The following is a 26,698-nucleotide window of genomic DNA, read 5'->3' as shown; positions in this document are numbered from 1 at the left end:
GACGGCGGCGATGGCGTGGGCACGGCCTTCGGCGAGTGCTCGGACGGCGCGGGCCCAAGCCGGGGCCCAGGGCGGGGTCTGTGTCGCCGCAGCCGTCCCGCTCCGTGTCGGTGAGCTTCCAGTGGTTACGGCCCGCTCACGAGGTGGTCGCGGACGGGTTCGTGGAGGCCGGGCAGGTAGCTGTCGAGCACGGCTGGCTCCCTCGATATCCACGCGACCTCGGCGATCTCCCGGGGGGAGGCCCGGTACGCGGTACCGCCCGCCGGGGTACAGGCGATGTAGGTGAGGTGCCGGCCCGTGCGGATCCGCTTGCCGAGCCGCTCGCCCGCGGTGACGGTGAGACCGGTCTCCTCCCGGGCCGCGCGCACGGCGCTCTGCTCCAGACTCTCGCCCGGCTCGGTCTCACCACTGGGAAAGCGCCAGCGCGGCCCGCCCGTGGTGGTGCGCGGCCGGATCACCAGGGTCTGTCCGCGGCCGCTGATGACGGCGACGACACGGACCGGCCCCGACGGCCCGGACGGCGCGGCAGGTTCGGGGCCGGAGCCGGGGGTGGTGGTCATGAGAGCGCTCCTGTCGTGCGGGAGGGGGAACCGTGGGCCGGGACAGGCGCGGCCCCGGGGTGCGGGGCCGGAGCGGGAGACCGGGCTGTGCGGAGGGCGGCGGCGAGGACCGCCAGATGCCACGGCCGCAGCCACACCACCTCCGGCAGCGCCGCCCCGGCCAGTTCCGTGAGCACCCGGATGCTGTGGCCGGCGCGCGTCCCGTTCGCGGCCCGGCGGTCGGCCGGTGCGAAGGCGGAGGCGATGGTCCGGAGCTGGAGCCACTGCGTGTGCACGTCCTCGTCGGTGACGGGGGTGCGGCGCAGCCACTGCTGGCGGACGGTGTGGAGCAGCCGGTCCGTGACCGGGACGGTGGGGTACGGGGTGCCGGGCGGGAGCGGGTCGGCTCGCGGGCCCGGGGGCAGGGCGCGGGCGGCGGGCAGGATCTCGGCCCGGCCCGAGACCGGGAGGTCGAGCAGGCGGGCGTCGGCGAGGAGGTGCAGGGCGGCGGTGACGGGAGGCTTCTGGCAGACGAACAGCCGGGTGAGGACATCGGCGGCAGGCAGCCGGCCACCGGGCTGGTGGAGGCCGGCGGCGATCTGCGCGCGGATCCGGCCGGCGAGGTAGCGGGCCTGGGCGGAGAGGGTGTCGTGTGTGGCGGGGACGAAGTACCGCGTGCCGCGCATCTCCAGCTTCCTGGTGGCGGTGAGGTCGTCGAGAGCGTCCTGGACGCGGCCGCGCGCCACGCCGAGTTCGGTGGTGAGCTGCTTGGGGGAGAGCGCGGCCCCGGCCGGGTACCGGCCGGAGGTGATCCCGGCGGTGAGGTGTCCGGTCACGTCGGCGATCGTGGGCCCGGGCACGGTGGTGAGGGTGATCGCGCGCAGGAGTTCTCGCAGCGCGGTGGCGAGGCGGATCACGCACTCGGTGGTCGGGATGGGATCCGGCGCGCGGTCCGCTTCGGCCAGCAGGGTGTTCCACCGGGCGGTCGCGGTCGGGGAACTTGTCTCGGTGTGGCGGCAGGCGCGGGCCACCGGGACCCAGTGCCGCAGGCGCGCGGTGAGGACGGCGGCGTTCCGGGCGAGCACGGGTGGCGAGGTGCGGCCGGGCTGGGGCAGCCGCCCGGCCCGGGAGAAGTCGGCCCGGAGCACCTTCCGGGTCTGCGTGTCCAGCACCAGAACGGAGGGCGTGACGCCGGTCATGCGGCGGCCTCCGGCTCGGTGGAGAGGGCGGTGGCGAGCTGGTGCGGCAGCAGGGGCGCGGTGAGGATCCGGCCCGGGAACGGCCGGCGGACCCAGCACCCGGCAGTGGCACCGGTAGCGACACGGGCAGCCGGTGCGGGGAGGGTGACCCGGGTCCCGGCCGCCCGGTAGTCGGCGCCGTCGGGCCAGACCGGTGTGCCGGAGCGGGGCGGCACCACGAACCCCCACACCGGGCCGTCGGTGAACACGGCCCCCAGCGGCGCCGCGCGGCGGGCGAGATCGTCCACGGCGCGGCGGGCCAGGTCCGCGGGCAGCAGCACCGCCTCCCACTCGGGGCCCACCGGCACGGGCCCGGAGGTGGCAGTCAGGTGCTGGAGGGCCTCCCGTACGGCGGCATCGGGCGGCAGGGCATCGGGTAACGGTGCGGGCGGGACGAGCAGTGCGGGCATACGGGTTCCAGGGAGAAGAGGGTTTGGCGGGGCGGGGTGGTCAGGGTGCGTGGAGGAGCTGGACGGCGACGGCCGCGATGATCAGGAGGGCCGGTCCGCCCAGCCACCAGCGCGGCATCCGCATCCCGGCCGCGAGCGCGGCGGTGAGCGTCACCGCGAACGCCTCGGTGCCGACGGTGACCAGGACGTGCAGGGTGACCGTTTGCCGGGTGGCGAGATGGCTGTCCGGTGCCGTGCCGGGCTCCGCGAGGACGGCCGTGAGCAGCGCGGTCGCGGCGATCAGATGCAGCGTGCCCAGGGTGAGGGCACCGGCCGCGGTCAGTGCGGCGTGAGCGAACGAGGCCGGTGGCCGCCCCGGGCGGGAGGCGGGTTCGCGGGTGTCGCTCACCGGCCCCGCCCCTGCGGGCGGCGGGCGAGGTCGGGCTGTGGGCGCACAGTGGATTGCGGGGGTACGGGGGCCGGCTGGGGCCGGGCCGCTGGAGTGGTGGGCACGGTGGTTCCTCTCCGCGCAGCGCGCGGGATCGGGTTCGGGGCGGCGGTGCGGGTGTGCAGCGGCAGGACGGCCGCCAGGTGCACGCGGGGGCGTGAGGCGGCCCGTTGCCGCAGTTCCCGCAGTGCCGCGTCGAGGTCCGGTAGCGGATGCCGCCCTGGCGTGGCGGCTTGGCGGTTGGCGAGATGGCTGAGGATCGCGCGGGCCGCCGCCTCGTGCGCGCCGGTGGGTTTCCAGGGTCTGCCCGCCGGGACGGGCACATGTTCGGCCGTGACCGGGCCGCGCGTCACGGCCACGGTCACGGGGCGGATCGGCGGGAGCCGGGAGGCGGTGGTGATGCCGGTCGGGGCCAGGTCGGGACAGAGCGTCTGGACGGCGCGGTAGCGGGCGTCTCCGTACGACGTCCCGAGTGCTCCCGCCGAATCCCAGAGTGTCCGTCCCGCCGCTCCGGGCTCCGGGGCAGGAGTGAGCGCGCCGGCGGTGGCCGTCCGGAAGGTGTCCACCTCGTTGCCGTCGTACCGGCGCCCGCTCTGCGGCCCGGGCGGGCGTCCGGCCCGGCCCGAACGGAACAGTTCCATTGCTTGCCCTGCTCCCCTTCATGTAGTGCGGTCTGCTGGTCGGTGTGGTCAGGCGGTGCCCGGTCCGGGTTCGGAGGCGGGGTGCAGGATGCGGTAGGCGAATCCCAGATGAACCAGATGCGGGTGGGACCGGGCGCCGGTCCGCGACATGAGGTCCTTGAGCCGGGCAGAGACCTCGCCCGGGAGCAGACCGGCCGCTTCGGCCACATCCGGCATCAGGGCACAGGTGGCGACCGCACGGATCAGCTGCCGGTCCTCGTCCGTGAGTCCTTCGGGTGGCTCGACCGGTTCCGGGGCGGGCAGTTGCCCGTTCAGGTAGGCGTTGTGGACTTTGGTGGGCGCGGACGCGGCATAGAGCTTGTTGCCCGCGGTCCGCATGTGCGCGTGGACGGTGAGGACCTTGACGCCCAGCTCGACGGCTGCCTCCTTGGCGCTGAGGCCGCTCGCGACTCTCATCAGGGCGGAGATCTCCGCCGGGGTCAGCGGGGTGGGGCGCGCGGGAGCGGACGGCGGGCGCAGCGGTCGGTCCATGGCAGTTGGTTCCCATCTGGGCAGGGCAGGGAATGGGAGATCAGGCGGAGTGGGCCAGCGCGACGGACGGCGGTGTGAGGGGCCGGGCGAACCGCTGCGACCACTGGACGTGACGGCTGGGATCGAGCGCTTCCTCGGCGAGGCGGTGGCGCTGGATGTCCGAGGTGCCGGCGGGGGGTTCGACGCACAGGGCGTCGCGGAGGTAGCGCTCCATCGGCATGCTGGTGAGCAGCCCTGCGGCGCCGTGGGTCTGCATCCCGAGGTCGGTGGCGCGGCGGACGGCTTCGACCGCCTGGAGTTTCGCGGTGATGAGGTCCATGTCGCAGGGCTCGGCGCGGTCGAGGCGGCGGGCGGCGTGGTAGACGGCGAGCTCGGCCACCCGCAGGTCCGCGGCGATCTGGCCGAGCCGGTCGCGGACAACGCCTTCGCCGGCGATCCGCGGACGGCCGGAGACAAAATCCACAGTCTGGCCGAGGACGGCGCGGTGGATCCCCAGCGCGACCGCCGCGAGGTTGAGCCTCCCGTACAGCACCGAGCTGGAGTAGGCGACGGCGAGCCCTTCCCCGACTTCGCCGACGCGGTGGCTTTCGGGGACGCGGACGCCGTCGAGGATCAGCTCACCGAAGGAGAACCCGCGGAGCCCGACGCGGGGTTCGTGCGGTGCGAGCGAGACGCCCTTGCGGTCGTGCTCGACGAGGAAGGCGGTCAGCCCGCGCGCGCCGTCGCCGGTGCGGACCACCACCCCGTGCAGGCCCCCGATGTGGCTGTTGCCGACGAACACCTTCCGCCCGTCCAGGATCCACCCCCTGCCTTTGCGGCGGCCTGTTGAGGCCATGCCCAGGACGTGTCCGCCCGAGGCGGCCTCGGTGACGGCGATCGTCGGCAGCACACTGCCGTCGGCGACCTGCGGCAGCCACTCCTCGCGCTGCTCCTCGGTCCCGAAGTGGTCGATCTTCGCCGTGCCGAGGATGGACGCCTGGACCGCGGCCCCCATCGCGGCGCTCACCCGTGAGAGTTCGTCGACGAGGGCCGTCTTGGCTTCGTGGCCGGCGCCCATTCCTCCGTAGGCGGCGGGGATGGTGACGCCGATCCAGCCCTGGCGGGCCATCTCGCGCACCAGGCCGTCCTCGATTGCCCCGCTCGCCTCCATGTGGGGTATCCGGGGGGCGATCTCGGCTTCGGCGAAGGCGCGGACGGCGGCACGCAGCTCGGGGTGTCTGTCGGGCATCGGCTTCCTCTCCAGGACAGGGCGTACGGCGGATGGTGGTCAGCGGGAGAGCCGGAGCAGCGGGAGGATCCCGGCGCAGTGCTCCGTGATGAGCGCGGCGAGTTCGTTCTCGGTGGACTCGGGCCGGGGCCGGGTGTCGACCAGGCAGACGGTGCCCAGGACCAGGCCGTCGCGGGGGTCGGTGATCCGGGCGCCCGCGTAGGCCCGGATGCCGATCTGGTCCACGACCGGGTTGGACTTGAACCGGGCAATCGCGTACACGTCGGGCAGGACGAGGTTCTTGGAGCGGCGCAGGAGGGAAGGGCAGTAGCCCTCCTCCAGGGTCATCGTCCGGGTCACGATCGGCAGATCGGGACGGTCCTCGGCCCGGTAGAGGCCGATGAACGTCTGGCGCTCCCCGATCCGGTTGACCATGGCGTAGGCGGCGCCGGCGGCACGGCCCAGAGCGGCGGCGGCCTCGTCGAGGTCGGGGCGCGGGGCGTCGGTGATCCCGAAGTCGGCGAGGCGCTGCTCGCGTACGGCGGCTTCGTACGCGGCGGTGTCGGGTTCCGCGGCCCGCAGGCCGGGCGGGAGGGGGATCGGGTCGAGCGGGGAGGTCACAGGAGCGCTCCTGATGCGGACGGGGTGGACGGGTGCGTCTGGGAGCGGACGCGGATGAGGAGCGTGGCCAGGACGTTCCGGGCGGAGTCGGGGTCGCGGGCGTCGCACGTCACCACCGGAACGTCCGGAGGGACGCCGAGGGCGTCGCGGACCTCGCCGGCCGTGTACCGGTGGGGGTCCTGGGCGAATTCGTTGACGGCTATCACGACCGGCAGCCGGTGCCGTTCGGTGAAGTCGAGCGGGGTGAAGGCGTCTTCGAGGTGGCGGGTGTCGACGAGGACGACGGCGCCGACCGCGCCGCGGGCGAGTTCCTCCCACAGAAGCTCGAACCGCTTCTGCCCGGGGGTGCCGAACAGGAACAGCTCCACCGTCATGGACGGTGCGGGGTAGGTGCGGCGGCCGAAGTCGAACGACACGGTCGTCGTGGCCTTGGTCTCGCGGCCGTTCAGGGAGTCGGTGCCGGCGCTCGCCTCGGTGACGGGCGCCTCGGTCGTCACCGGGGTGATCTCGCTGACCGCGGCGATCAGGGCCGTCTTGCCCGCTCCGAACCCGCCGGTGACGAGGATCTTCATCACCGCGCGCGCCGGGGAGGTGGGCTCACCGGCCATGGCCCGCCCCCGCTTTCACGCCGTCCTTGCGGAGCCCGGCCAGGACGGCGTCGAGCACCATCAGACCGTCCTCGGCCTCGTCGTGGAGATGGACCATACGCAGCACGCCCTGCTGCACCAGATCCGCGAGGAGGACCTTGACCACGTTGGTGGGCAGGGACACGGTGCCGGCCAGCTCGACGACGGACCGGGCGGCCCCCCGGGTGAGCGCGACGAGCTCCTGCTCCTCGGGAACCCGGACCTCGTCGCCGTGGCCGGGCACCGCCTCCACCTGGGATTCCATCCGCAGCGGCAGGTGCGGAACCGTCCGGCCGCGGGTGAGGGCGTAGAGACGGACCTTGGGGTCGGCGACCCACGGGGATTCACCGCTCATGGGTCACTCCCCTTTCACCGGCAGCCAGCGGCGCACGGCTGGGGGTGGCCAGCTGCTCGCCGAGCCGCTTGCCGATCAGGCCCATCTCGTGTCCGACCGTCCCGGCGTTGGCCTCGGTGTCGGTGATCACCGTCAGCAGCGTCCCGCTCCCGGCGCTCATCACGAACAGCAGGAACTCGCTGTGCTCCAGGAAGAACTGCCGCACGGCGGTCTCCGAGTTGTCCGCGCCCAGCACCCCGGCGGCACTGCGGCTGGAGGCATGGAACGACGAGCCCAGAGCCCCGATCCGCTGGGCGTCGTCCATGCTCAGACCGCTGGAAGAGCGGGTGATGCCGTCGAGGGACGCCAGCACCGCGCGGGTGTGGTGTCCCACCTGCTCGGCGAGGTTGTCCAGCAGCCACCCCAGGCCGGTCAGCCGGTTCGGGTTGATGCTCTCGCTGGTCATGAAGACTCCTTCGATCAGGGCGTGAGGTGAGAGGAAAGAGATCGGGGTCAGCCCGGATGCTGCGCGCCGCTGCCGGTGCCGGTGGCACGGCGGGCCCCGGCACGGAAGGCGTGCACGAGCTGCGGCGTCGCCGGTGCACTCGGGGGCGCGGTGGACGGCTCGATGGGTTCCGGCTCGGGTGCGGGTAGGGGGCGGGCGCGGCGCGGAAGCCGGGGCCGGTCCCCGCCCGGGGAGTTCTCGCCCGGCTCCGCCTCCCCGGGCGCGGGCGCCGTTGCCGGGGTGCGGTGCGGCAGGGCCGGGCGCTCGCGGTCCGCGACGACGCCGCCGGCGTCCGGGGCGGGGGCGAGCGGGCGCGGAGCCGGTCGGTGCGCACTGCGGCGCGGGGCCGGCGGGGCTTCGGGCGCGGTGGTGATCAGCTCCCTCGGCAGCCACACCGAGGCGGTGTGGCCCTCCTCCGGCGAGGGATTCGCGGACAGTTCGACCCGCAGCCTGTACGAATCGGCGAGCCGGGCGACCACGGGCAGCCCGATCAGCCCGCGGTGGAGCCGCTCCCGTTCGACCGCCTGGTCGGGAGACGCCAGCAGGGCGTTCGCCTCCGCCAGGGCCTGCTCGGTCATGGGCAGCCCGCGGTCCTCCACGGTGATGAGCAGCGCACCGCCGTCCCACCGGGAATCGACCCGCACCTCGTCGTTGCTGTAGCGCATGGCGTTGTCGATGAGGGCCGCCAGCAAGTGCGTGATGCCGGGGCCCGCCCACGGGACGAGCCACAGCTCCTCGCGCGGCCAGGACGGGGTCGCGCGCTGGAAGGACTCCGTCTCCGCGATGGCGGACCGCAGCACCGTGGACAGCAGGACCGGCTCGCGGCTGGACGCGAACGGGGTCCCGCTCAGCACCAGCAGGCTCTCGATGTAGTGCCGCACCCGGGTGTTGTGGTGGTCGACCCGGTAGGCCATCCGCATCTCGGGCCCGTCCAGCTTGGCCTCCAGCGAATCCAGTTCCGCCAGCGCCTTGGAGATCAGGGCGTGCAGCCTCGGTGCGATGCTCTGGATCAGGGCCTTCTCGCCCTCGACCGCTCCCTGCGTCCGGGCCCGTGCGACGGCCTCGACCGCCTCTCCCAGCACGGTGGCCAGCGCGTGGTCGAAGCCGGTGAACGCGTCGGCCGGCGCGGGCGCGGCGAGCTCCCCGGGACTGGGGGCCGGCGCGCCCAGCGCGACCGCGATGTCTCGGTGCCCCTGGATGAGCGCCGAGGCGTACCAGGTCATCCACTCGTGCACGAGGGCCATCTGACGGCGCAGCTCCTGAGCCTCCTCCCCCGCGGCGGCACGGTCGGTCGCGAGCCCTGCGGCCACACACGCGGCGTCGCGGCCCGCCCACCGGTGCCCCACCGCAACGACGGCGGCGCCTGCCACCACCGCCCCGGACACCGGCCAGGCCGACGACACCGCCCGGACCGTCTCGACGGCCGCCCACACCGCCGAGGGAACCGCCGCCCCGGCCAGCGTCACGGCGAGGTACCGGCGGCGCAGCCGCGACCGCCACCCGGCCAGGTCGCGGGCGACCGACGGCGACGCGCTCTCGCGCCTGCGGCGCGGTCCTCTGCGTAAGAACAGATACGACTTCATGAATCCTCAAACGTCGCAAACATCGTGAATCGGATGACTGTTGGGCAGGAGGGTGGGCGGACCGGCCGCCGCGGGGTCCCGAAGCCCCGCAGCGGCCGGGAGAGTGCGGCGCCGACATGCAGCGCCGCGGGCTCGCCCCGGCTCCCGAGCCGGGGCCCTTCGGCCCGGCGTGTCGATCACGGCGTTCGCGCCACCGTTCACGACCTGCCGGACCCAGACCGTCCCGGGGCGCCTCCGGACCCGTGACCACGGGGGGAGCCGCCGGGGCCGGAGTGTGCGCTCACCCCGGGACGGTCGTCTGATGGGCCGGGCGGGCTCAGGGCCCCCGGCTCCAGCCGGGCCTCTCGGCTCCGGGTTCGCCGGGGCCGAGCAGCCCGGCTTCATGGCCCCGCAGCACGGCGTGCGGTTCCGACCGGGCCCCCAGCCGCTCACACACCGACCGCTCCAGCTCGCGCAGCGCGCCCGGCCCTCCGGCGAGATCGGCGCTCCTGATTCGGGGTGCCCCGGACGCCCAGGCGTTGAGCAGGGCCAGCCCCGCCGGTCCCAGGCTCACCGGCCGCGCGGGCACGGCCGGAACCACGCCCCGGCACACCGCCGCGTGCACGAGGGCCGTCCACGTCATCCCCCGCCAGCCGGTCAGCACCTCACCCGCCGCGACGAGCCGCTCGTGCACCTCCCGCTCGTCCGCGGCGAGACCGCAGGCGATCAGCGTGCCGACCGGCGTACCGTGCGCGAGCGCGTCGAGCGTCACCGCGTCCCGCAGCGCCAGCGGACCGGCCATCCCGGCGGCCGGAGAGCCGCCCGTCCAGTCGGTGGCCGCGCCCCGGTAGAACCGGCGGCGCCCCGCACCGCTGATCCGGGCCGGACACGACGCGCCCCACACCACCCGGACCCCGCCCCGCCCATCGGGCACCGCCCGCACGTTCTCGAACCGGGGAAGGGCCGCGAGCACCTGGGCAACCTCCGCGACGACCGGACGCGGGACCTCAAGAGACCCGCCCAGCCGGCCCGGCCCCGAAGGAACCGCGAGCACCCCGTCCGCACCCGAGCCCGGGAACCGCAGCACCACCGCCCCCGCCAGGAGAGCCGCGTCGAGAGGTGGCCACGCCGCGGAGGCGACTTGGGGTACCTCGATCGACACCGCCATACCGGCCGCGCGCGACACGTCCGGCAGACCAGGGGCGGCACTCGTCGGCTCAGCGGTACAGACAAAGGGGGTCATGACCGATCCCATCGGAGGAAGGACAGAGGGGAGAGGGACGGTGGGGCGCTACACCCGGGCGGACAGCGCGCTCTCCAGCACCGGAAGAAGATCGGCCCCGCCCGGGAACACCGCAGGCCGCCGGTGGAGTGGATGCCACGGAGGGGTGTCCCACACCACGCCCCGGGTCGGCGGCAGCGGGAGCAGCTCCTTCCCGGTGACGATCCGCACGCCGCGCAGACCCTCCAGCGCGGCGGCCGTGCCCGCGCGGATCAGCAGGGTGACGCCGTCCGGACCGCGCAGGACCGGGACCGGCATCGCGCCGGGCTGAAAGACCGGGTGCTTCTCCAGCAGCCTGTTCGCCTTCCGGCCCGCCCTCGGCCCCAGGACGACCGCGTCCAGACCGGCGTCCCGGCACCGGGTGGCGACCACCAGGTCCGCAGCACCGACCAGAAGCCGAAGCACCCGGTCGACCGGCATCCCTACGCCGTCCGCGAGCAGCGGCCACCCGAGCACGTCGGCGTACGCCTCCAGCAGGGCGGCGGGATCGCTCGAACGAGGAGGCCAGAGCGAGGCGCGGTGGGAGTTGCTGTTCACGCGGCCACCCCCGCGAAGGCGGCACGGCGGGGCGCGATGACCCCTCCGGCCGGAAGGAGCTCCCCCAGGTCCTCGAACAGCAGTACCCCGTTGCAGAGCCTGCTCCACCCCTGTTCCGGATGCGAAGCAACCGTACGGGCCGCGTCGCGGTCGGCGTCGGCGGCGGCCGGGCACCGGGGCTGATGCGGGCACTCGACCGATCCGGCGCTCCCAGGGCTGGCGAGCACCGGACTGGACGGGTGGCTTGCGGGGAGCCGGGACGGCATCGGCACGACGTCCTCCTTCGACAGGAACGGAAGATGGAGCTGCGGGGGAACGGAACGTGTTGGTGCGCTTGCAGAGGGGCAAGCCAACCGGACTGCCGCCGTGTGATCCAGGGCTGACCCGCCGGGCGCATCACCGTACGCGCGAAGCGAATCAACTCCCCGCCACAGCGTGGGATGCTGCCTACCATGGGGAGCGAGACAGTCAACTGGTACGACTTCGGAGACCTCAAGGACGCTGCCCTGGAGGGGAATTACGGCGCGGTCATCCGCCGGGTCAGACAGATCCTGGGGATGGACCAACGGCAGTTCGCCGACCAGTGCGGGATGTCCCAGACGGCGCTGTGGCGACTGGAGAACCGGGGCATCGGCGGCTACGCGATAGACCCCCTCGCCCGGATCGCCACCACCGTCCAGCTTCCGCATGACCTGGTGGGGCTGGCCCACCAACCGACAGGGGGTGAAGATTCCATGCAACGACGAGGCTTCCTCGCCGGCGCGGTCGCGGCGACCGTCCCCCTGCGCGCCGAAGCCGTCCAACAGCAGCCGGACCCCGGAGCCGTCGAGCCCAACGGGCTGCGCCAAGTCACCTCCGCCTACCGCCGTCTGGACGCCACCACCCCCTCGCGGGACCTCGCCGACGTCGCGCACCCCCACCTGCGCCTCATCCAGACCATGACGGGCAGGACCACCGATCCCGTCCAGCACCAGCGGATGGCCGCCGCCGCGTCCGAAGCCGCCTCCTTCACCGCCTGGCTCGCCTGGGACATGGCCGACCACGGCTCCGCACGCCGCTGGTACGGCACCGCGATCACCACCGCCCAGAGCGCGCAGAACGAACTCCTGACCGCCTACCAACTCGGCAGCCTCGCCTCCTTCGACGCCGAAACCGGACACCCCACCACCGCGCTCCGCCGCCTCGATCAGGCCCGCCGCCAGTTCACCGGCCCCCCGCCGCCGCTCGCCGCCGCCTGGCTCGCCTCCATCGAGGCCCTCGCCCACGCCGCCGCCCACGACCCCGCCGCATGCGACCGAGCCCTCGCCGCAGCCGCCCGCCACACCGGCCGCATCTCGCACGCCGACCCCGTCGCCTGGCCGTGGATCTTCACCTTCGACGAACGCAAACTCAGCGCCTGCCGCCTCGCCTGCGCCGCCCGCCTCCCCGACACCCCCCGCATCCGCGTCACCGACCACGACCTCACCACCGCGGTCACCGGCGGACACGACAAACAGCGAGCCCTGATCACCCTGACCGCCGCCACCACCCACCTGACCCGCGACCGCGACCCCGAAGCCGCCTTCACCCTCGCCACCCGCGCCCTGCACACCGGACTGCGCCTCGCCTCCGGCCGGATCGCCGACCAGGCCCGCCAGTTCCGCCGCGCCGCCGGACGCACGACCGGCACGTACGCGGACGAGTTCGACACCCTCCTCCACACCGCATACCTGTAAAGAAAGGACCCGCCCATGCCCCTGCGAGTCGGCATCACCGGGCACCGCGGCCTGCCCGACCCCGTCGCCGAGGACGTACGCCGCCTCCTCGCCGAAAAGGCCAAGGCGTACGACCCGGCCGACCTGGTGGCGGTGAGCTGCATCGCCGACGGTCCCGACGCCTGGTGGGCGCAGGCCGTCCTGGCTGTCGGCGGGCGCCTGGAGGTCGTCATCCCGGCCGTTGAATACCGGGCCGGGCTCCCCGACTGGCACCACCCCGACTACGACACCCTGCTCAGCCAGGCCGCCGCAGTCCACCGGACCGGGATGACCGCATCCACCTCGGAGGCCCACCAGGCGGGGAGCGAAATCCTCACCGACCGCTGCGACGAACTGCTCGCGGTGTGGGACGGTCATCCTGCCCGCGGCTTCGGCGGCACAGCGGACGTCGTCGCCTACGCCCGCCGAACCGGCAAGCCATTCACGGTCCTGTGGCCGGAGGGCGCGAGCCGCTGACTCCGGCGAAGAGCCGAGCGCGACACCGGATCGGTCCCCGGCCGGGTGAGCGTCGGATCGCGCCAACCTTCTGCCATCGCGCCGGCGACAAGGAACGGGACGGTTCATCGGGCACCTCCCGGCATGCCCAACAGCGGGTTGACCGGCCGGGAGGCCAGAGTGGGGGTGACCAGGGCGGCGAGTTCGCGCACCGACTCCGCCGCCATGAGCATCGAGATCACCGCGCCGAAGCCGGTCTCCTCACCGGCCCGGCGGAGAAATCGCCGGGCCCGGTCCGAAGCCGCCTCGGCCTCCGCCGTGAAAGCCCGCTCCGCCTTCAGCGCCCGGGGCAGCGCCCGGGTGTGGGCGGCGAGGTCCCGGCACAGCGCCGCGAGCGTGTCCTCGTCGCGGGCAAGAGGTTCGTCGTCGGCCATGAGGCGGTCGACCACGGCCAAGGCCCGGGCACACAGAACCGGTGCGGGAAGGCACCGCAAGTCCTGCCCGGCTGCGGGCGGCGACGTGCTGATCCGGTGCCAGAGAGCCCGGGGCGCACCGCACCATCCAGTGGTCCGCCGGGGAGCGGCAGGGAACTGGCGTGCCGGAAAGGGCACGGTGGGCGCGAGCATGACGGGTACTCCAGGGAGTCGGGGCGGGTCGGAGTGGCCGGGAGCCGGGATGTTAGGCGGCGGAGTCGCAGCAGCGTTCACGGCGGTGAACGGCGTCGAAGCAGGCGCTCCCAGCCGGACCGGCCGGTGTTGTGCAGAGACGAGAATTCCGGATGGGCGCTGGCATCTCTACGCCAAACCATGGCCATACCGTGGCCACCTTTGCCGGCCGGCAGGCCCGGCCTCCCTCGGTCTTCGGGTCCCACGAGGGTGCCCGGTCTTCGCGGTGGAGGGCCGTCTTCAAGCCTCCTCTGGGCTGCACTTTTGCAGTCAAGGGCTGGTGGGCGGGTTGCCGTTGGTGATCTGTGCGGCGTTGGCGTCCGGGAGGCCGTTTTCGGGGTGCGGGGGCAAGGTGGCCATGGTTTGGCCGGGGTTTGGCGTAGAGATGCCGCGCGAGGGAGGGAAACGTGGGATCCGGCAGTCAGTCGTGACCGTGTGGAGGCGAGGATGGTGCCGACGGAAATGGGTCATCGGCCCGGGGACCTGGGTGTGCTGATGCGGCACGTGGTGGTCGCGCTCGCCGGGCTCGCTGCCGCAGCTGTCGCCCGGCGCCGCGTTCGCGAGGTCTTGGCCGGGAGCGTTTCCGAGGACCAGCTCGACGGTGCTCTCCTGGTGACGAGCGAGCTTGTGGGGAACGCGGTCCGGCACGTCGGCGGCCCGGTCACCCTGACCGTGGGCCTCTTCCCTTGCGCGGTGCTCGTCGAGGTGGCGGACACCGGCACGGATATTGACGCCGTCCCTGTGCTCCGGTCCGCCGCCGCGCTGGCCCTGACCGCCGGGTCGGGTTCCGAAGAGGAGAACGGCCGGGGGATAGCGCTGGTGGCGGAGGTCAGCTCGTCGTACTGGGTCGAGCCGACGTTGGAGGGCAAGAACGTGGTCGCGATGTTCCGTACGGCGGAGGCCCCGTGCTGATGGAAGGCATGACGCCGGCCCGGCCGGACCGGTGGCCCGACGTTCGGGTCGGGGTGCACTGCACCCTTCCGGACACGTGGCCGGGGGACCACCGTGGTGACGACCGGCTGCTGAGCGGGCTGCGCGACGCGGTGGAGCGCGGCGCGAGGTTCTTCGACACCGCCGACTCCTGTGGGGACGGCCACGGCGAGCGGCTGCTGGGCCGCCTGCTGCGCGAGTATCCCGATGCGGGGCTGGAGGTGGGCAGCAAGGTGGGAACACTGCGGGGCACGGCGCCGCACCCGTACGCGGGCCCGCGGGTGCGGCTTCAGTTCCAGCAGACGCTGGAGAACCTCTATGCGGAGCGCCTGGCGCTCTACACCCTCGCGTCGGGTGACTTCGGCCCGGGCGAACGCTATCTGGGCTGTGTCGCGGACCAGATGCGGACCCTGCGGGAGATGGAGATGGTCGGCGCGGTCGGACTGGCCGCCCCGGCCCCGGCCGCCGGGCATCTCGCGGACGAGCACCCGGGGTTCGTGCGGGCGTTCGAGGCGGTGGGGCCGGAGGTGATCTGGTGCCGTCTCACCTCGTTGACTCCCCTGGTGCGGGTCGGCCGGGAGGATCTGCTGTCCTTCGCCCGCCGCCACGGGGTCGGGCTGGTGCTCGCCCCTCCCAGCGCTCTCCGCTCCCCCGTCCCGTCCGGGGCCTCGCCGGAGGATGTGGGGCTGGGGGTGTTGCGGGACCGGTTCGACCCGGGACACGGAGGGCTGGAGAGGGCGGTGTTGCGATACTGCCTTGCACGCGTGCCGGGGAGCGTCGCCGTGCTGGAGACCGGCTCCCTCGTGCAGCTGGGGGAGCCGCTGAGCGAAGCCGATCTCCAGTTGCTGGACGCAACGTACGGCGCGCTCCGGTCAGCCGTCACCGGCGGGGACCCGGCTGCCGCCCGGGCCGGCGTGCCGAGGTGAGCGGAACGAAAGGGTCAGCGCCCACCGACTGGCCCGGTTGCTGCTGAACCCGGGACGGACGGCATCGAGGGAGCATCACAGACGGCCGGGCTCGGCCCGGTCCGGCGGCGCTGATGACCCACCGCGCCCCGGGTGTCGGCTCAGGCGCCCGGTTCCCCTCCCTGCGCAGCGGGTGAGTTGATGGCCGTGAAGGTGTCCTGGAACGCGCTCGTGAGCGCGGTGAGGACGGTCTTGCCCTTGGCGGCGGTGGCGAGGGAGGGACGGCCGACGACACCGGTGGGGGTGTAGGGGCGCAGGCCGTGGACGAGGAGGTGGGGGCGGTCGGCGAGGTGGTCGGCGTCCTGATATCCGTCGCGGACCAGGTCGGGGTGGAGGTGGAGGAGGAGGCTGGTCTCGATCTCCCCGGCGTGCATGTCCTCGTGGGCGGTGGTCAGCAGTCCTGCCGCCTCGCGGGCGGCGTTCCAGTCCTCGGGGCGGGGAAAGAGCGCCATCCTCGGTCCTTCGGGGCCCGGGTGGGTGTTGGCCTCCTGGACGATGTTGGACAGGACGTAGTTGCCGCCGTGGCCGTTGACCAGGACCAGCCGGCGGATCCCTGAGCCTTCGAGGGAGCGGGCGATGTCGCCGACCACGGCGGTGAGGGTGGTCGCGCTGATGCTCACCGTGCCGGGCCAGTCGGCGTGCTCGTGCGAGCAGCTGATCGTGACCGGTGGCAGGAGGAACAGTCCGTACGCGGCGGCGGCCGCTTCGGCGACGGCGGCGGCGACGAGGGTGTCGGTGGTGAGCGGTAGGTGGGCGGCGTGCTGCTCGAAGCTGCCGATGGGCAGCACTGCCACGTTCGCGTCGCGGGCGGCCTCGTCGGTCATGGTCGCGGTCGTTATTCTCATGGGCCCATCCTGTCGTGTGCCAGGCCCAGCGCCGATCGGAAGTGGACGACTTCACCCGGTGCGCTCCGCCCGGCGGGCATCCGCTGCTCCAGGGCGGTGAGGGTGTTCAGGATCCGGGCGGATCCTCCGCTCGCGGTGCGGGTGAGGACGGCCGCGGCGTGGACGGCGGCTTCGGCCGGCTCGCCGTGGGCGAGGAGGGCTTGGGCGAGCCAGGCACGGGCCAGGTGTTCGTCCTGCCGGTATGCCGCCGGCCAGCCGGTGAGGAGCGGCTGGAGGATGGCCACGGCCCGGTCGGGGCGGTCCAGGAGGAGCTGGCAGTACGCCTCGTAGGCGCTGATGTAGGCGAGGACGCAGTGGTGCCCGATGACGGCCGGGTCGCCGGTGTCGGTCGCATCCGCCCGCTCGACCAGGCGCCGTGCCTTCTCCAGCAGGGCCGCGGACGCGGCGGCGTCGCCGGCCAGGGCGTGGCCGTGGGCGAGCCGGACGGCGGACAGGGCCCGGTCCCGGTCGGAGGCCCCGTCGGCCGCGAGCGCGGCGGTCGCCAGGTCAATCGCGGCCTGGGCCTGGTGCTGTTCGGCGGCCCGCTGGGCCTGGCGCATCAGCACATACGCCTCCATCGGGCGGTCCCGCGCCTCGCGGGCGAGATCGAAGGCGTGCCCGAGCCACCGGGCCCCGTTGCCGTCACCGAGGTTGTCGGCCGTCCAGCCGGCGAACTCCGCCCACCGGCTCTCCACCCCCAGCAGCGCGTCGCGGGCCGGGCCGCTCGCGCGGGCACGGTAGTCCCGGATCACCACCAGTTCACCGGTGATCGTGGTGTGCACCAGCTGGGGGCCGGTGGTGTTGTCGGCGGCGGCGAGCACCCCGAGCAGTCCCGTCCAGTGCGGAGCCAGCCCCGGGTTCACCCGCCCCCGCGCCCCCGGGGAGATCGAGGGAGCCGCGTCCCCGTACAGGGTGTGCAGGGGCCCGTCCGCGTCGTCGGTGGTCTCGAAGAGCCGTTCGGCCGGCGCTCCGAGCAGGGTCTGGAGCACGAGGCGGGTGTCGCGCTGGGGCAGGCCGGTGAGACGTCCGGTCATCCAGCGGTCGAAGGTGCGCCGGGGGACCGCCATACCCCGCAGCCGCGGGTTGCCGGTGGTATCGGCGAGTTCGTTCGCGGTGCGGGTGTAGTGCAGGTTGAACGTCTCCAGCAGCGTCCACTCGCGCTCGCGCACCAGCTCGGCGAACAGGGTCATCCGTACCGGCACAGGTCATTCCTCCGACGGGGCGAAGGTGAGCAGCGGGACGTCGAAGAGGTCCGGGCTCCGGGGCCGGATGAGGGTGGGGCGCAGGATCTCCTCGATGACGAGTTCGGCGACGAACTGCACGGTCGCGCCGAGGAGGTGGCTGGTGCGGGCGTGGGCACCGTCGCCCTTGAGGCCGGTGGAGAGATGGATGTGCGGGGCGAGCCGGCCGGTCGCGGGGTCGAGGGCGAGGGTGCCGCCGCCGACCGCTTCCAGGTACTCGACCTCCACCGCGTCCCACAACGGCTCCCCGGGCCGCTCCAGCGGTTCGCAGGTGCCCACCAGACGGGCGTGGGAGAGGCCGCCGATCAAAGTGGGGATGTGCCCGGAGTGCACCTGGTGCTCGGCGCAGAACTTCTCCAGGGTGGGCAGGAAGTCCTCGCCGTGGTCCATGACCAGGACGAACCGGCGGCCGGTGGTGAATTGCGCAGCGCGCATCAGGTGTCTCCCAGGGGTCAGTGGTAGCGGGGGAAGGCGGAGGCGACCCCGACACGGTCGGCGCCGCCGGCGAGGAGCGCGAGCAGGAGCAGCCGGGCTTTGAGCGGGTCCAGGGTTCCGGCGCCGATCAGACCGCGGGCCAGCAGGTCGCTCTCCGAGCCGGGGAACCCGTACGTGCCGGTGAGGGTGCTGCCGCTGCCGGTGCGGGACGCCAGCACGACGGGAATCCGCCCGGCGATCCTCTCCAGCCGCGGGACCCAGTCGGCAGGGACGTGGCCGACGCCGAACGCGGCGACCACCAGCCCGTCCACCCGGTCCTCCAGGCCCTCCAGCAGGACGCCGGAGCTGCCGAGCACGGCCGTGACGACCTCCACCCGCACCCCCGACCTCGTCGGTGCCGGCACGGCGGGGGTACGGGGCGGGGTGGTGAACAGACGGGGGGCGCCTTCGACGACATGTCCCACCGGCCCGGCCCCGGGGGAGGCGAACGCGGCGATGCTGCTGGAATGGACCTTCCGGACCCGGCGGGCCGTGTGGATCTCGTCCGCGAACACCACCACCGCCCCCGCCCCCCGCAGCCCGGGGGCCACCGCGGTCTGCACGGCCGCCAGGAGGTTCGCGGGGCCGTCGGCGCCCGGCAGGGACGGGTTGCGCATCGCCCCGGTCAGCACCACCGGCAACAGCCCCCCGTACAGGAGGTCGAGCAGCCACGCCGTCTCCTCCAGCGTGTCGGTGCCCTGCGTGATCACCACCCCGGCCACGCCCTCCGCCTCCGCGGCCCGGATCCGCTTGGCCACCCCCACCACGGTCTCCACCGGCAGCGACGCCCCGGGCAGCCGCGACACGTCCTCCGCCACCAGATCGGCGACCCGGCCGATGCCGGGGACCGCGCCCAGCAGGTCCGCCGCCGTCAGCCGCGGCACCGCCCCGCCCTCCCCCTGAGTACGGGTCATGGCGATCGTGCCGCCCAGGGACAGCACCAGCACCACCGGACGGCTCGACGATGGGTCACTCATCAACACGCCACCTTTCACGAAATGGGGCGAAGCCAGGAACAGATACCGGCCACACGGGCCGTACTCGGTGTGGTCATCGGGCCGGATCGAGGGCGCCGACGAAGACGAGGGTGTCCTCCAGCGCGGACAGGGTGATCAGCCGGCTGCGGGGCACGACCATGCCCGTCACCCCGCTCGACCCCAGGTCCCGGCAGCGGCCGACCAGCCACCCCCACTCCAGCCCGAGAAGACCGGCCAGAGCCCGCAGCCGACCGGCCGGGCCCTCGCCCTGCTTCAGGGTGTCCAGCGCCGTCGCCTCGCCGACGGTGTCCCGGTACGCGGCCAGCTCCCGCCGCTCCGTCGTCGTCCGCGCGGCCCACACCTCCTCGGTACGGACCCAGTTCGCCACCACCACCCGCTCGCCCAAGACGAGTGCGAAGCCGTCCACCCCGGCGAACCCCTCGTCGACGACAACGCGGACCGTGATGCCCAATCGTTCCATCAACGCCACCGCCAGGAACAGCAGCAGCCGCTCATACCGGGGCGAGCGCCGCACCTGCTCCTCCGGCACCACGAACACCCGCACAATCGGATCCGGCGCCCCGCCGAACCGCGCCCCCAGCTCCGTCAGATAGTCCACCTTGTGCGCGAAGAACAACCACGGCGCACTCTCCTCACCGGTCTGCTCCCGCGTCCAGAACACCGGCGCCGCCGACACCCGCTCCAGCCGGCGGCCGATGTACCGGGCGCAGAACGCCGACCCCATCCACCCCGCCGCCGCCCCCGTCAGCCCCGGCAACGCCCCCCGGCTCAACGCCGACCGCTCCAGTGGCAGATACGCCTCCAACGCCCGATGCTCCTCGTCCAGCGCCCGGTCGTGCGCGAGGAGCCCGTCGTCAAGCTGAACCAGCGACCACAGGATCCCGTACGTCAGATCGTCGAGCTCGTGCGCGCCCGGCACGACGACGGCACCGTCCTTGCCGCTCGCCCCGGCCAGGCTCCGCCGGACGGCGGCCGCGTCCACCGCATACAGGCCGGACTCCCCGTTGCCGCGCTCCTCGACACCCACCACCACACCGCGGCGGGCCGGGCGGACGAAGCCGTGCAGCACGTCCTCCTCCGCAGGGTGCAGCCGCAGCCGGCCGCTCCGGTCCCGGACGGCGGGGTGGAACTGCACCGCGACCGTCGTGCCGTCCAGACTTCCCCGGCCGCACAGCTCCCAGGCGTCAGCCGCGCTCTCGGTCAGCGACAGGAACAGCCGCGACGTCGCCCACCGCTCGCCGATCCGCACGGAGGCGTCCACGCCGGGCCGCTCGTGGACCGCGGCCGAAGCGTGCAGGACATCGGGCGCCGGGAGGAACAGCTCCGCACACGAGAAGCCGAGCATCCGCTCCAACACCGGAACGGCGTGCCGCTGGGGGGATCCGAACCACGTGCCCGAGAACCAGCGGGCGAACGTCCGCTGCGGAACCGTCGCCGAGGAGACCGCCGCAGAGCCGAGCTCCGCGCCCACCTGCCGGGCCGTCTCCTGGAAGCGCGTGTCGAACACGGCCCAGTCGTCCCAGTGCCGCTGCTGGAGCAGCACTCGGAACAGCGTCGGGCGCGGCATCGTCAGCTCTCCTCTCACAAGGGGCCCGGACCCGTCACGGTGCGGCGAGCAGCGGCATATGCCAACACGAGGCAACAGTGCGACCACGCGCGGTGACCCTCGCCAGAATGCTCCTCCACCTGACAGTTGGCAACCGGATGGCGCAATCTGCGCCGTAACTTGCGCGGTTGACCGGTTGTCGCCCACCGCCGGACCGGGCAGACTATCGCCATGTCGCAGACCAACGAGCCCGCCGCCTCCCTCCCGGGCAGCCAGATCGGCAGCGCGCTCAAAGAGTTGAGAGACTCCTGCGAGCTGAACCTCACCCAGGTCGTCGCCCACCTCCAGGCGCGCGGCATCAAGTCCGACACCGGCACCCTCAGCCGCATCGAACAGGGCAAACGGCGCGTCACCAGAGAAATGGCCGAGGCTCTCCTCGACCACTACGGCGCCGGCCCCGACAAGACCGCCCAGGTCCTCGGCCTCCTCAGCGTCGACACCACCCGCCGCCGGCGCCCCGCCCTCTGGCGTACCCACAGCGCCCTCATCACCGCGATGAGCTTCGAGCCGTTCCTCAGCCTCGAACGCCGGGCCGACCACATCACCAGCTTCCAGACCGACCTCATCCCCGGCCTGCTCCAGACCCACGGCTACGCCCGCCGCCTCATCGCCCTCCTGCGCCCCGACCTCGCCCCGGAAGAGGTGGAGGGCCTGGCCACCCTGCGCATCAGCAGGCAGAAGGCCTTCGCCCAGGGCGACCAGCGTTTCCGCGCGCTGATCTGCGAACGCGCCCTCACCCGCTCCGTCGGCGACCCCACTGCCATGCGGGAACAGCTCGAACACCTCCTGGACGCCGCGGACGAACAGCGTCACGAGATCCGCATCCTGCCGTTCGAACCCGTGATCCACCCCGGAGCCGCCGGGCCGTTCGTCGTCTTCCACTTCGACGACGCGACCCCGGACCTGGTGTGCGTGGAGACCATGACCCACTCGGTGTATTTCGAGGGGACGACCGATGTCCGGGCCTACACCGAGGTCTACTCCGGACTGTGGGACCGGGCCCTGGTGCCCGGCCACCCGCGCATCGGTCTGCAGCACATGATCAAGGAGCTGCGGACATGACCCACCACCCCAAGCCCGACCCCGCCGACCTCGACCTCACCCAGGTCGCCTGGGTGGTCTCCTCCCACAGCGGAGGCGGGGGCGACTGCGTCATGATGGGCACCGCCGCCGGCCATGTCCTCATCGGCGACACCAAGAACCCCACCCACACCCCGCTCGTCGTCACCTCGCCGAAGATCCGCTCCTTCCTCCGCAGCGTACGAGAAGGACAGTTCGACCGTCGCACCCAGACCGGCTGACCCGAAGTACTCGGCACGGGGCCGACGTCATCAGGGGGTGTGCCGCGCGGCACACCCCCTGATGACTGCCGAGGTGCTGAACCCCTGTCGCTAGGGAGGCCCGGATGGTCCCCCGATCGTGTGAAGGAAGACCGATTCGCTCCTTTCCGGGCAGGTTCCTGCCGCTACGGTGGCTCCTTGACTTCCTTCACTGTCGGACTGGCCATCAGGGAGAAGAGCATGGAACCGGAGCCGTTCTGGAGCCTTCCGCTGGCAGGGGGCTCGGTGCGTGTGCCGTCGGCACCGGCCGGTATCCGGGCCCGCCTCAGTCCCGAGGGACTGTCCGCGTTCGAGGACCGGCTCGCGCGGACCCCGGGGCAGCACCTGGTCTTCGTCGTCCTTGAAGCCGCTGTGCCGCCCGCCGCCCGGCAGCAGGACCCGGACACCGTGGCCCGGCTTCTGGACGGCGACTTCACCGGCGTCACCGACGAGACCGGCGAGCAGGTCCACCTCCCCGACATTGAGGGCGACTCCCCGGTCTGGTTCATCCCCTACACCGGACAGGGCACTGTGGAGGTCCCCGCCACCATCGCCGGCGTCCACGCACGGCTCGAAGGCGACCGGCGGGCCGAGTTCGACGCGGAGGTCGCCTCCACACCGGCGCACCTGCTGCACTTCACGATCCTCCAGTACGCCACCCCCGATGCGGTGACGGCCGAGACCGACGCCGTCGTGGCCCAGCTCCGCGCCAACACCCCCACCGCCCGCGGCGGGCACGGCGACGAGGCGGTGGCCTGACATGGCCAAATACCGAGTCCAGTACGCCGGACAGGCGGAGAAGGTCCACGCCGGGATGGACGACGCCTACCGCCGGCGCTTCGACACCGAGCTGCAGCGCAGCCTGGGACAGAACCCGTATGGCCACGGCTCCAGCCCCGTCCGCCGGGGCCAGGAGGAACACCGCAGGCAGATCACCGTCGCCGGGTCGATCGTGCAGTACTACGTATCCGATGCCGTCGCCGTTGTCACCGCCGTACAGGTCGTGCGCGGCCTCTGGGGCTGACACTTCCCATCAGCAGGGTGGCGACAACTGCCGCCACGAAAACCCCTCACGACGGTAGGTTCATCCGGCGTGCGAGCCCGGAGAGGGCGCGCCGGTCGGCGGTGGTGCGGGAGCGGGTAATGAGGTGGGCGGCGGTGTCCCGGGCGACGGGGTCGGCGTGGATTCGCTGCGGCGCTGCCGCTTCCGCGTCCAGGAGGTGCCGGACGGCCTGCTCGTGGTGGCTGGGAAGGTGAGCGTACGCGCGGGCGAGGTCGGCGTGGAGGACAGCGCGCCGGCCCGCGGTGGCGACCTGCCCCGGGTGCACCCGCTCCCCGGCCTCGGCGGCCTCCGGATGGAGCCCGAGGGCGGCATTCAGACTGACATGGTGGACACCTACGTTCGCCGGCCCGAAGTTCAGGTGCCACGCGGTGACCTCCCCGGTCCGCGCCGCGAGACGCTCGGCCTCGGCGAGGTGACCACGAACGTCGTCGCCCTCCTGGCCCGTGCCGCGTCCGAGCTGGGTGAGCGCGGAGGCGGAGATCAAGTGGAGCTCGCCGAGGAGCGCCTCGGCGGCCGGCCCGCGTCCGAGACGCGGCTGGAGCTGGTCGGCCGCGGACCGGGCGCGGGCCAGGGCCTGGCCGGGACTGCCCGCCGCAAGCAGGATGTGGGCGTGGAAGAAGCCGGAAGAGGCGGTGCGGACCGGGTCGTCGAGCTCGGCGGTCACCTCGGCGGCCCGGGTGACCGCCATCCACGCGAGATCGACGTAGCCGAGCGCTTTGAGCAGCAGCGCGCACGCCGGGTGGTAGGCGTCGGCCAGCAGGCGCAGCAGCTGCTCCCGCGCCGGACCGGCCGCGCTGACGGCGGCCTGCTGGAGGTCGTCGAGCAGCACGGGCAGGCTGACCGCGAGTGCGTCGTACGCGGCGGCGTGATAGCGCCGGTTCGCCTCCCGCACCCGCCTGGCCAGCACATCCACCGGCACCGGATCCGCCGGCCGGTCGCCGCCGGACGGGTCGAGGGGAAGACCCATGAGCAGCAGCCGGAGCGCGGGGACGGCCTCATGCGCTGCTCCGGCCCGGACGCTGACCGGCAACGACCAGGTGAGCAGCTCCGACGGCGTGACACGCAGCGCGTCGGCCACCGCGGTGATGTGGCTGGTGCGGTCCAGGAGCCGTTGCCCGTTCTCCACCATCGACAGGTACCCCGTCGACAGCCCGGACAGGTCGGCCAACGCCCGAAGGCTCATCCCCTGCCGTAACCTCCGCGACTTCACGGCCCGTCCGATGACCGCCGCCCGTGCCCCGTCCGCCCCGTTCACGCCGAACCCCCGATCCCTCCAGTCCGAACCCTCACGGTAGAGGGACCGGTCACGGCGTGTGGTGATCTTCGGCCAGATCCGGCTGCGGGCCTACTCCCGCCCAGGCAGCCAGATTCCGCAGCACCATCCCGTCGTCCCCCAACGCCCGGGGGGCGAGAGCGGAGAGCAGTTCCCGGGCCCAGGGGTCCCCCAGGGTCCGCAGAGGAGATTCGCGTCCCGCGGTGGCCAGCGACCCGGCCGCCGCCGGGGTATCTCCCGACCGGGCCTCGGCGAGCGCCCGCACCACCAGCGCCTCCCACCACAACCCGGCACCGCAGCTCTCAACGCCCGGCAGCCGCGCGAGGTGTTCCAGAGCGGCCACCGGTCGGCTGGCCTCCAGCGCCGCGGTCGCCCGCGCCACGTCCACGACGGCCAGTTCCCGTACGGAGCCCGCCGCGACCGCAGCTGCCGCCAGCACCTCGTCCGCCTCGGAAGCCCGGCCGAGAACCGCCAGAGCCACTGCCGCAACGGGCCCAGTCACGGCGTCCACCGCAACGCCCTGGCAACCGGCCCGCTCCAGAGCCCGGCCCGGCCAGCCCCCGTCCAGCAGCACCCGCATCTCCTCCGCCACCAGCACGGACCTCGGGCCGGCGCGGACGCGCGCCCGCTGGAGCACCGACCACGCCAGATCCCGGTACCCCCACCGCCGCAACCACCCCGCGACCGCCATACCCCCCTCCACCAGGAGCTCAGCACCACGGCCGTCAGAAGGCGCACCGCCGAGCGCGGCAACGACCCGGCCAGCAGAGCGGGCGACCCCCTCCTCGTCACCCACCTCGGCAGCACGGAGGGCCTCACCGGCCGCGCCGCGCACCGCCTCCTCGCCTTCGAACGCGGGAGCTGGGTTCGACACCGGAGGGGACGTGATCACCCGTCGCACCCGCATCACAGATCCCCGTATCTCGGCGAGCTCGGCACCCGGCCCGTCGCCGTACGGCTGACCCGTCAACTCCTCCGCCTCGATCCGCAACACCCCCGCCGCCGCATGGAGACGGCCACGACGGTCCCACCAGCCCGACCCCTCCTCCACCGCCGCCAGCTCCCCGGCGCCTATCTCCAGGAGCCCGGCAAGGTCCGAGACCGTAACGCCCCGCTGCCGACGCCACGCACGCAGTCGGCGCCCTATCGGACTACCACCGACGCCCTCCTGTTCGTCCACCTGTGCACTCCCGTCCGCCGCCAGCTGCCCAGGAGTTCACGGTAACCGCGCCACCCAGAAGGGCGGCGGGGGCTGTTCCCCGCCCAGACCGGAGCTGTCGGGCACGGCAGGAGCGAGGATGTCGCGGTGCCCGGGTGGCGTCCTGAGCCGACCACGGCAGTCGTGTCTCGTTGGTTGTCCTCGCGGAGGTCCGTAGCACGCCCGTGATCGTCATTCCTGTACGCGGCCAGCTCCAGCTCGGCCACGGGCCCTTGGCCTGAGACGGGTCTCTCGGGCGGTCGGTGATCCGGCCACCACCCGACCGGAATCGGCCGCAATGTAACAAAGGAGCCCATCACGCCGCGGCCCGGTGTCTACCCTGCTCGTCATGACGACCGTGGAAGCGAAGAAGCCGCCCCGGGGACCCGTGACGCCGAAACCCGCTGGACGTCCACCGGGGCCTGTCACTCCGGACAAAAACCCTCCATTTCCACTGAATCCGCCCGTACCGCCCGTGCCCGGGAACTGACGGTGGCGTCCGGGCGCATCGGCTGGGCGCAGCTTCCCGAACCGGTGGTGGCTGCGGTCGGGGAGCGTCTCGGTGCATCGTTCACCGCCCGGGACACCGAGCACTCGGCGGCGGCCGGGATCGCTTCCCTGCTGGAGCTGAAGTCGGGGGAGCTGGTCTTCGTCAAAGGGCAGCGCGAGCGTGCTCCCGCGGCCGATATCGAGTTTGAGGAGGACGACTCGTGGTGGGGTGCTGGCTGGTCGCCCGTGGACGAGCTGGATCTCGAAGAAGCGGTGAACCCGCACCTGCCCCGGAGCGCGCCGCGGGTCCTGTGGCGCCTGGACGGCCACGGCTGGCATCTCCTCGCCTTCGAGGGCGTGCGAGGCCGGGACGCGGACTTCGTGCCCGGCTCACCGGACCTCGCGCCGGTCGTCGCGGCTCTGGCCGAGCTGGTGCCCCTGCCTGCACCGCCCTCGGTGCGGCTGCCCACCGCCTGGGACCGCTGGGGCTACTACTGCGGCGACGCCGACCGGGAACTCCTTGCTGGCTCGCAGCTGCTGCATACCGACCCGGCCTCGACCAACATCGTCATGGAGGACGACGGCCGGGCCAGCCTGGTCGACTGGTCATGGGCCACGGCCGGCCCGGCCTGGATCGACACGGCGCTGTGGGGGATGCGCCTGGTCTCCACCGGCAGGCACACCCCCGAGCAGGCGTGGCAGTGGGCGGCCCGGGTGCCGGGCTGGACGGCGACCGATCCGAAGACCGTAGCCGTGCTTGCGCGGGCCGAGGCACGGCGCTGGCACGACCTCGCCGCCGAGCAGACGGCCACGGCCGACTCGATCGCCCGGTCCGCAGACGAGTGGGCCGACTTCATCGCCGGCCGCAGCAGAGCCTGACCCTTCCCGCCTTCACATGAGTACGGGGAAGAGGAACGTCTCGATGGCGCGGGGCCGTCCAAGCT

The 26,698-nt window shown here is 73.3% G+C and carries 32 protein-coding genes; 9 read left to right on the top strand and 23 right to left on the bottom strand.

The features are described 5' to 3' along the window. Positions 1-125: 125 nt before the first annotated feature. The 15 genes from ABD371_RS24280 to ABD371_RS24210 all read right to left on the bottom strand — a co-directional run bounded on the left by ABD371_RS24280 (position 126) and on the right by ABD371_RS24210 (position 10,687). On the bottom strand, positions 126-560 hold the full coding sequence (locus ABD371_RS24280) for an NUDIX hydrolase (protein ID WP_344480142.1): 435 nt from the start codon (positions 558-560) through the stop codon (positions 126-128). Beyond that, positions 557-1,738 carry a GntR family transcriptional regulator gene (locus ABD371_RS24275; protein ID WP_344480139.1) on the bottom strand — a complete coding sequence of 394 codons (1,182 nt, stop codon included), beginning with the start codon at positions 1,736-1,738 and terminating at the stop codon, positions 557-559. Before ABD371_RS24275 ends, ABD371_RS24280 begins: the two co-directional genes overlap by 4 nt. After that, complete coding sequence (locus tag ABD371_RS24270) at positions 1,735-2,187, bottom strand: hypothetical protein (protein WP_344480136.1); 453 nt, start codon at positions 2,185-2,187, stop codon at positions 1,735-1,737. The genes ABD371_RS24275 and ABD371_RS24270 overlap by 4 nt, the downstream gene beginning before the upstream one ends. Positions 2,188-2,227: 40 nt before the next feature. Further along, positions 2,228-2,575 carry a hypothetical protein gene (locus ABD371_RS24265; protein WP_344480133.1) on the bottom strand — a complete coding sequence of 116 codons (348 nt, stop codon included), beginning with the start codon at positions 2,573-2,575 and terminating at the stop codon, positions 2,228-2,230. Further along, positions 2,572-3,255 (bottom strand): hypothetical protein, encoded by a 684-nt coding sequence (locus tag ABD371_RS24260; RefSeq protein WP_344480130.1) that lies wholly within the window; start codon positions 3,253-3,255, stop codon positions 2,572-2,574. The genes ABD371_RS24265 and ABD371_RS24260 overlap by 4 nt, the downstream gene beginning before the upstream one ends. Before the next feature lie 48 nt (positions 3,256-3,303). Beyond that, positions 3,304-3,786 (bottom strand): LuxR C-terminal-related transcriptional regulator, encoded by a 483-nt coding sequence (locus ABD371_RS24255; protein WP_344480127.1) that lies wholly within the window; start codon positions 3,784-3,786, stop codon positions 3,304-3,306. A gap of 40 nt (positions 3,787-3,826) precedes the next feature. Further along, complete coding sequence (locus ABD371_RS24250) at positions 3,827-5,014, bottom strand: acyl-CoA dehydrogenase family protein (protein ID WP_344480124.1); 1,188 nt, start codon at positions 5,012-5,014, stop codon at positions 3,827-3,829. A 39-nt stretch (positions 5,015-5,053) separates the two neighbouring features. Further along, the gene (locus ABD371_RS24245; RefSeq protein WP_344480121.1) at positions 5,054-5,614 is read right to left on the bottom strand and encodes a GAF domain-containing protein; all 561 of its coding nucleotides are present in this window, start codon (positions 5,612-5,614) and stop codon (positions 5,054-5,056) included. Beyond that, positions 5,611-6,222 carry a GTP-binding protein gene (locus ABD371_RS24240; protein ID WP_344480119.1) on the bottom strand — a complete coding sequence of 204 codons (612 nt, stop codon included), beginning with the start codon at positions 6,220-6,222 and terminating at the stop codon, positions 5,611-5,613. Before ABD371_RS24240 ends, ABD371_RS24245 begins: the two co-directional genes overlap by 4 nt. Then, positions 6,212-6,595 carry a DUF742 domain-containing protein gene (locus ABD371_RS24235; RefSeq protein WP_344480116.1) on the bottom strand — a complete coding sequence of 128 codons (384 nt, stop codon included), beginning with the start codon at positions 6,593-6,595 and terminating at the stop codon, positions 6,212-6,214. The genes ABD371_RS24240 and ABD371_RS24235 overlap by 11 nt, the downstream gene beginning before the upstream one ends. Continuing rightward, the gene (locus ABD371_RS24230) at positions 6,585-7,040 is read right to left on the bottom strand and encodes a roadblock/LC7 domain-containing protein (protein ID WP_344480113.1); all 456 of its coding nucleotides are present in this window, start codon (positions 7,038-7,040) and stop codon (positions 6,585-6,587) included. Before ABD371_RS24230 ends, ABD371_RS24235 begins: the two co-directional genes overlap by 11 nt. Positions 7,041-7,087: 47 nt before the next feature. Continuing rightward, entirely contained in the window at positions 7,088-8,662 is a 1,575-nt protein-coding gene (locus ABD371_RS24225) for a sensor histidine kinase (protein WP_344480110.1), read from the bottom strand. Positions 8,663-8,978: 316 nt separating this feature from the next. Then, on the bottom strand, positions 8,979-9,803 hold the full coding sequence (locus tag ABD371_RS24220; protein WP_344480107.1) for a DUF6302 family protein: 825 nt from the start codon (positions 9,801-9,803) through the stop codon (positions 8,979-8,981). Positions 9,804-9,932: 129 nt separating this feature from the next. After that, positions 9,933-10,460 carry a hypothetical protein gene (locus ABD371_RS24215; protein WP_344480105.1) on the bottom strand — a complete coding sequence of 176 codons (528 nt, stop codon included), beginning with the start codon at positions 10,458-10,460 and terminating at the stop codon, positions 9,933-9,935. After that, the gene (locus tag ABD371_RS24210; RefSeq protein ID WP_344480512.1) at positions 10,457-10,687 is read right to left on the bottom strand and encodes a DUF5999 family protein; all 231 of its coding nucleotides are present in this window, start codon (positions 10,685-10,687) and stop codon (positions 10,457-10,459) included. The genes ABD371_RS24215 and ABD371_RS24210 overlap by 4 nt, the downstream gene beginning before the upstream one ends. 225 nt (positions 10,688-10,912) lie before the next feature. Between ABD371_RS24210 and ABD371_RS24205 the strand changes: the two genes are divergently transcribed. Continuing rightward, complete coding sequence (locus ABD371_RS24205; protein ID WP_344480103.1) at positions 10,913-12,175, top strand: helix-turn-helix domain-containing protein; 1,263 nt, start codon at positions 10,913-10,915, stop codon at positions 12,173-12,175. Between the two features lie 15 nt (positions 12,176-12,190). After that, positions 12,191-12,670 carry a hypothetical protein gene (locus tag ABD371_RS24200; RefSeq protein WP_344480100.1) on the top strand — a complete coding sequence of 160 codons (480 nt, stop codon included), beginning with the start codon at positions 12,191-12,193 and terminating at the stop codon, positions 12,668-12,670. A 104-nt stretch (positions 12,671-12,774) separates the two neighbouring features. Here ABD371_RS24200 and ABD371_RS24195 read toward each other — a convergent pair whose 3' ends face one another. Beyond that, on the bottom strand, positions 12,775-13,083 hold the full coding sequence (locus ABD371_RS24195) for a hypothetical protein (RefSeq protein WP_344480098.1): 309 nt from the start codon (positions 13,081-13,083) through the stop codon (positions 12,775-12,777). Between the two features lie 678 nt (positions 13,084-13,761). Here ABD371_RS24195 and ABD371_RS24190 point away from each other — a divergent pair. Both ABD371_RS24190 and ABD371_RS24185 read left to right on the top strand, forming a co-directional pair. Then, the gene (locus ABD371_RS24190) at positions 13,762-14,226 is read left to right on the top strand and encodes an ATP-binding protein (RefSeq protein WP_344480096.1); all 465 of its coding nucleotides are present in this window, start codon (positions 13,762-13,764) and stop codon (positions 14,224-14,226) included. Then, a complete protein-coding gene (locus ABD371_RS24185; protein ID WP_344480094.1) occupies positions 14,226-15,170 on the top strand; it encodes an aldo/keto reductase in 945 nt (314 codons plus the stop codon). The genes ABD371_RS24190 and ABD371_RS24185 overlap by 1 nt, the downstream gene beginning before the upstream one ends. 140 nt (positions 15,171-15,310) lie before the next feature. Here ABD371_RS24185 and ABD371_RS24180 read toward each other — a convergent pair whose 3' ends face one another. The 5 genes from ABD371_RS24180 to ABD371_RS24160 all read right to left on the bottom strand — a co-directional run bounded on the left by ABD371_RS24180 (position 15,311) and on the right by ABD371_RS24160 (position 20,373). Beyond that, positions 15,311-16,054: a creatininase family protein gene (locus tag ABD371_RS24180; protein ID WP_344480093.1), complete on the bottom strand. Its 744-nt coding sequence runs from the start codon at positions 16,052-16,054 to the stop codon at positions 15,311-15,313. Continuing rightward, positions 16,051-17,295, bottom strand: a complete 1,245-nt coding sequence (locus tag ABD371_RS24175; RefSeq protein WP_344480091.1) for an NsdA family TPR-like regulatory protein — start codon at positions 17,293-17,295, stop codon at positions 16,051-16,053. The genes ABD371_RS24180 and ABD371_RS24175 overlap by 4 nt, the downstream gene beginning before the upstream one ends. A 3-nt stretch (positions 17,296-17,298) precedes the next feature. Then, positions 17,299-17,769 carry a PPC domain-containing DNA-binding protein gene (locus ABD371_RS24170; RefSeq protein WP_344480090.1) on the bottom strand — a complete coding sequence of 157 codons (471 nt, stop codon included), beginning with the start codon at positions 17,767-17,769 and terminating at the stop codon, positions 17,299-17,301. A gap of 17 nt (positions 17,770-17,786) precedes the next feature. Next, a complete protein-coding gene (locus tag ABD371_RS24165; protein WP_344480088.1) occupies positions 17,787-18,785 on the bottom strand; it encodes an asparaginase in 999 nt (332 codons plus the stop codon). Between the two features lie 73 nt (positions 18,786-18,858). Further along, positions 18,859-20,373, bottom strand: a complete 1,515-nt coding sequence (locus ABD371_RS24160) for a transcriptional regulator, XRE family protein (RefSeq protein ID WP_344480086.1) — start codon at positions 20,371-20,373, stop codon at positions 18,859-18,861. 210 nt (positions 20,374-20,583) lie between these two features. Between ABD371_RS24160 and ABD371_RS24155 the strand changes: the two genes are divergently transcribed. From ABD371_RS24155 to ABD371_RS24140, 4 genes are all read left to right on the top strand, one after another. Beyond that, on the top strand, positions 20,584-21,474 hold the full coding sequence (locus ABD371_RS24155; protein ID WP_344480085.1) for a helix-turn-helix domain-containing protein: 891 nt from the start codon (positions 20,584-20,586) through the stop codon (positions 21,472-21,474). Then, the gene (locus ABD371_RS24150) at positions 21,471-21,713 is read left to right on the top strand and encodes a DUF397 domain-containing protein (RefSeq protein ID WP_344480083.1); all 243 of its coding nucleotides are present in this window, start codon (positions 21,471-21,473) and stop codon (positions 21,711-21,713) included. Before ABD371_RS24155 ends, ABD371_RS24150 begins: the two co-directional genes overlap by 4 nt. Before the next feature lie 177 nt (positions 21,714-21,890). Continuing rightward, a complete protein-coding gene (locus tag ABD371_RS24145; protein WP_344480082.1) occupies positions 21,891-22,490 on the top strand; it encodes a hypothetical protein in 600 nt (199 codons plus the stop codon). 1 nt (position 22,491) lies between these two features. Then, a complete protein-coding gene (locus ABD371_RS24140; protein WP_344480080.1) occupies positions 22,492-22,755 on the top strand; it encodes a hypothetical protein in 264 nt (87 codons plus the stop codon). A gap of 46 nt (positions 22,756-22,801) precedes the next feature. On the opposite strand, the gene ABD371_RS24135 is transcribed toward ABD371_RS24140, so the two are convergent. After that, positions 22,802-24,004: a helix-turn-helix domain-containing protein gene (locus ABD371_RS24135; RefSeq protein WP_344480079.1), complete on the bottom strand. Its 1,203-nt coding sequence runs from the start codon at positions 24,002-24,004 to the stop codon at positions 22,802-22,804. A 94-nt stretch (positions 24,005-24,098) separates the two neighbouring features. Then, positions 24,099-25,118, bottom strand: coding sequence for a beta/alpha barrel domain-containing protein (locus tag ABD371_RS24130; protein ID WP_344480077.1), 1,020 nt, complete (start codon positions 25,116-25,118; stop codon positions 24,099-24,101). Between the two features lie 684 nt (positions 25,119-25,802). Between ABD371_RS24130 and ABD371_RS24125 the strand changes: the two genes are divergently transcribed. Next, entirely contained in the window at positions 25,803-26,633 is an 831-nt protein-coding gene (locus tag ABD371_RS24125) for an aminoglycoside phosphotransferase (protein WP_381734480.1), read from the top strand. The last annotated feature ends 65 nt before the right edge of the window (positions 26,634-26,698 follow it).

It is taken from the genome of Streptomyces amakusaensis (assembly GCF_039532665.1).
GTDB classification, from domain to species: Bacteria; Actinomycetota; Actinomycetes; order Streptomycetales; family Streptomycetaceae; genus Streptomyces; species Streptomyces amakusaensis.
This window is presented reverse-complemented; position numbering and strand designations above follow the sequence as displayed.

Bases quoted from the DNA above. Each gene is read 5' to 3' on its own strand.
- ABD371_RS24185 (WP_344480094.1), top strand. From the start codon at position 14,226: ATGGAAGGCATGACGCCGGCCCGGCCGGACCGGTGGCCCGACGTTCGG.
- ABD371_RS24195 (WP_344480098.1), bottom strand. From the start codon at position 13,083: ATGGCCGACGACGAACCTCTTGCCCGCGACGAGGACACGCTCGCGGCG.
- ABD371_RS24230 (WP_344480113.1), bottom strand. From the start codon at position 7,040: ATGACCAGCGAGAGCATCAACCCGAACCGGCTGACCGGCCTGGGGTGG.
- ABD371_RS24250 (WP_344480124.1), bottom strand. From the start codon at position 5,014: ATGCCCGACAGACACCCCGAGCTGCGTGCCGCCGTCCGCGCCTTCGCC.
- ABD371_RS24170 (WP_344480090.1), bottom strand. From the start codon at position 17,769: ATGCGCGCTGCGCAATTCACCACCGGCCGCCGGTTCGTCCTGGTCATG.
- ABD371_RS24155 (WP_344480085.1), top strand. From the start codon at position 20,584: ATGTCGCAGACCAACGAGCCCGCCGCCTCCCTCCCGGGCAGCCAGATC.
- ABD371_RS24270 (WP_344480136.1), bottom strand. From the start codon at position 2,187: ATGCCCGCACTGCTCGTCCCGCCCGCACCGTTACCCGATGCCCTGCCG.
- ABD371_RS24275 (WP_344480139.1), bottom strand. From the start codon at position 1,738: ATGACCGGCGTCACGCCCTCCGTTCTGGTGCTGGACACGCAGACCCGG.
- ABD371_RS24160 (WP_344480086.1), bottom strand. From the start codon at position 20,373: ATGCCGCGCCCGACGCTGTTCCGAGTGCTGCTCCAGCAGCGGCACTGG.
- ABD371_RS24190 (WP_344480096.1), top strand. From the start codon at position 13,762: ATGGTGCCGACGGAAATGGGTCATCGGCCCGGGGACCTGGGTGTGCTG.
- ABD371_RS24255 (WP_344480127.1), bottom strand. From the start codon at position 3,786: ATGGACCGACCGCTGCGCCCGCCGTCCGCTCCCGCGCGCCCCACCCCG.
- ABD371_RS24260 (WP_344480130.1), bottom strand. From the start codon at position 3,255: ATGGAACTGTTCCGTTCGGGCCGGGCCGGACGCCCGCCCGGGCCGCAG.
- ABD371_RS24280 (WP_344480142.1), bottom strand. From the start codon at position 560: ATGACCACCACCCCCGGCTCCGGCCCCGAACCTGCCGCGCCGTCCGGG.
- ABD371_RS24150 (WP_344480083.1), top strand. From the start codon at position 21,471: ATGACCCACCACCCCAAGCCCGACCCCGCCGACCTCGACCTCACCCAG.
- ABD371_RS24180 (WP_344480093.1), bottom strand. From the start codon at position 16,054: ATGAGAATAACGACCGCGACCATGACCGACGAGGCCGCCCGCGACGCG.
- ABD371_RS24140 (WP_344480080.1), top strand. From the start codon at position 22,492: ATGGCCAAATACCGAGTCCAGTACGCCGGACAGGCGGAGAAGGTCCAC.
- ABD371_RS24200 (WP_344480100.1), top strand. From the start codon at position 12,191: ATGCCCCTGCGAGTCGGCATCACCGGGCACCGCGGCCTGCCCGACCCC.
- ABD371_RS24235 (WP_344480116.1), bottom strand. From the start codon at position 6,595: ATGAGCGGTGAATCCCCGTGGGTCGCCGACCCCAAGGTCCGTCTCTAC.
- ABD371_RS24205 (WP_344480103.1), top strand. From the start codon at position 10,913: ATGGGGAGCGAGACAGTCAACTGGTACGACTTCGGAGACCTCAAGGAC.
- ABD371_RS24165 (WP_344480088.1), bottom strand. From the start codon at position 18,785: ATGAGTGACCCATCGTCGAGCCGTCCGGTGGTGCTGGTGCTGTCCCTG.
- ABD371_RS24225 (WP_344480110.1), bottom strand. From the start codon at position 8,662: ATGAAGTCGTATCTGTTCTTACGCAGAGGACCGCGCCGCAGGCGCGAG.
- ABD371_RS24240 (WP_344480119.1), bottom strand. From the start codon at position 6,222: ATGGCCGGTGAGCCCACCTCCCCGGCGCGCGCGGTGATGAAGATCCTC.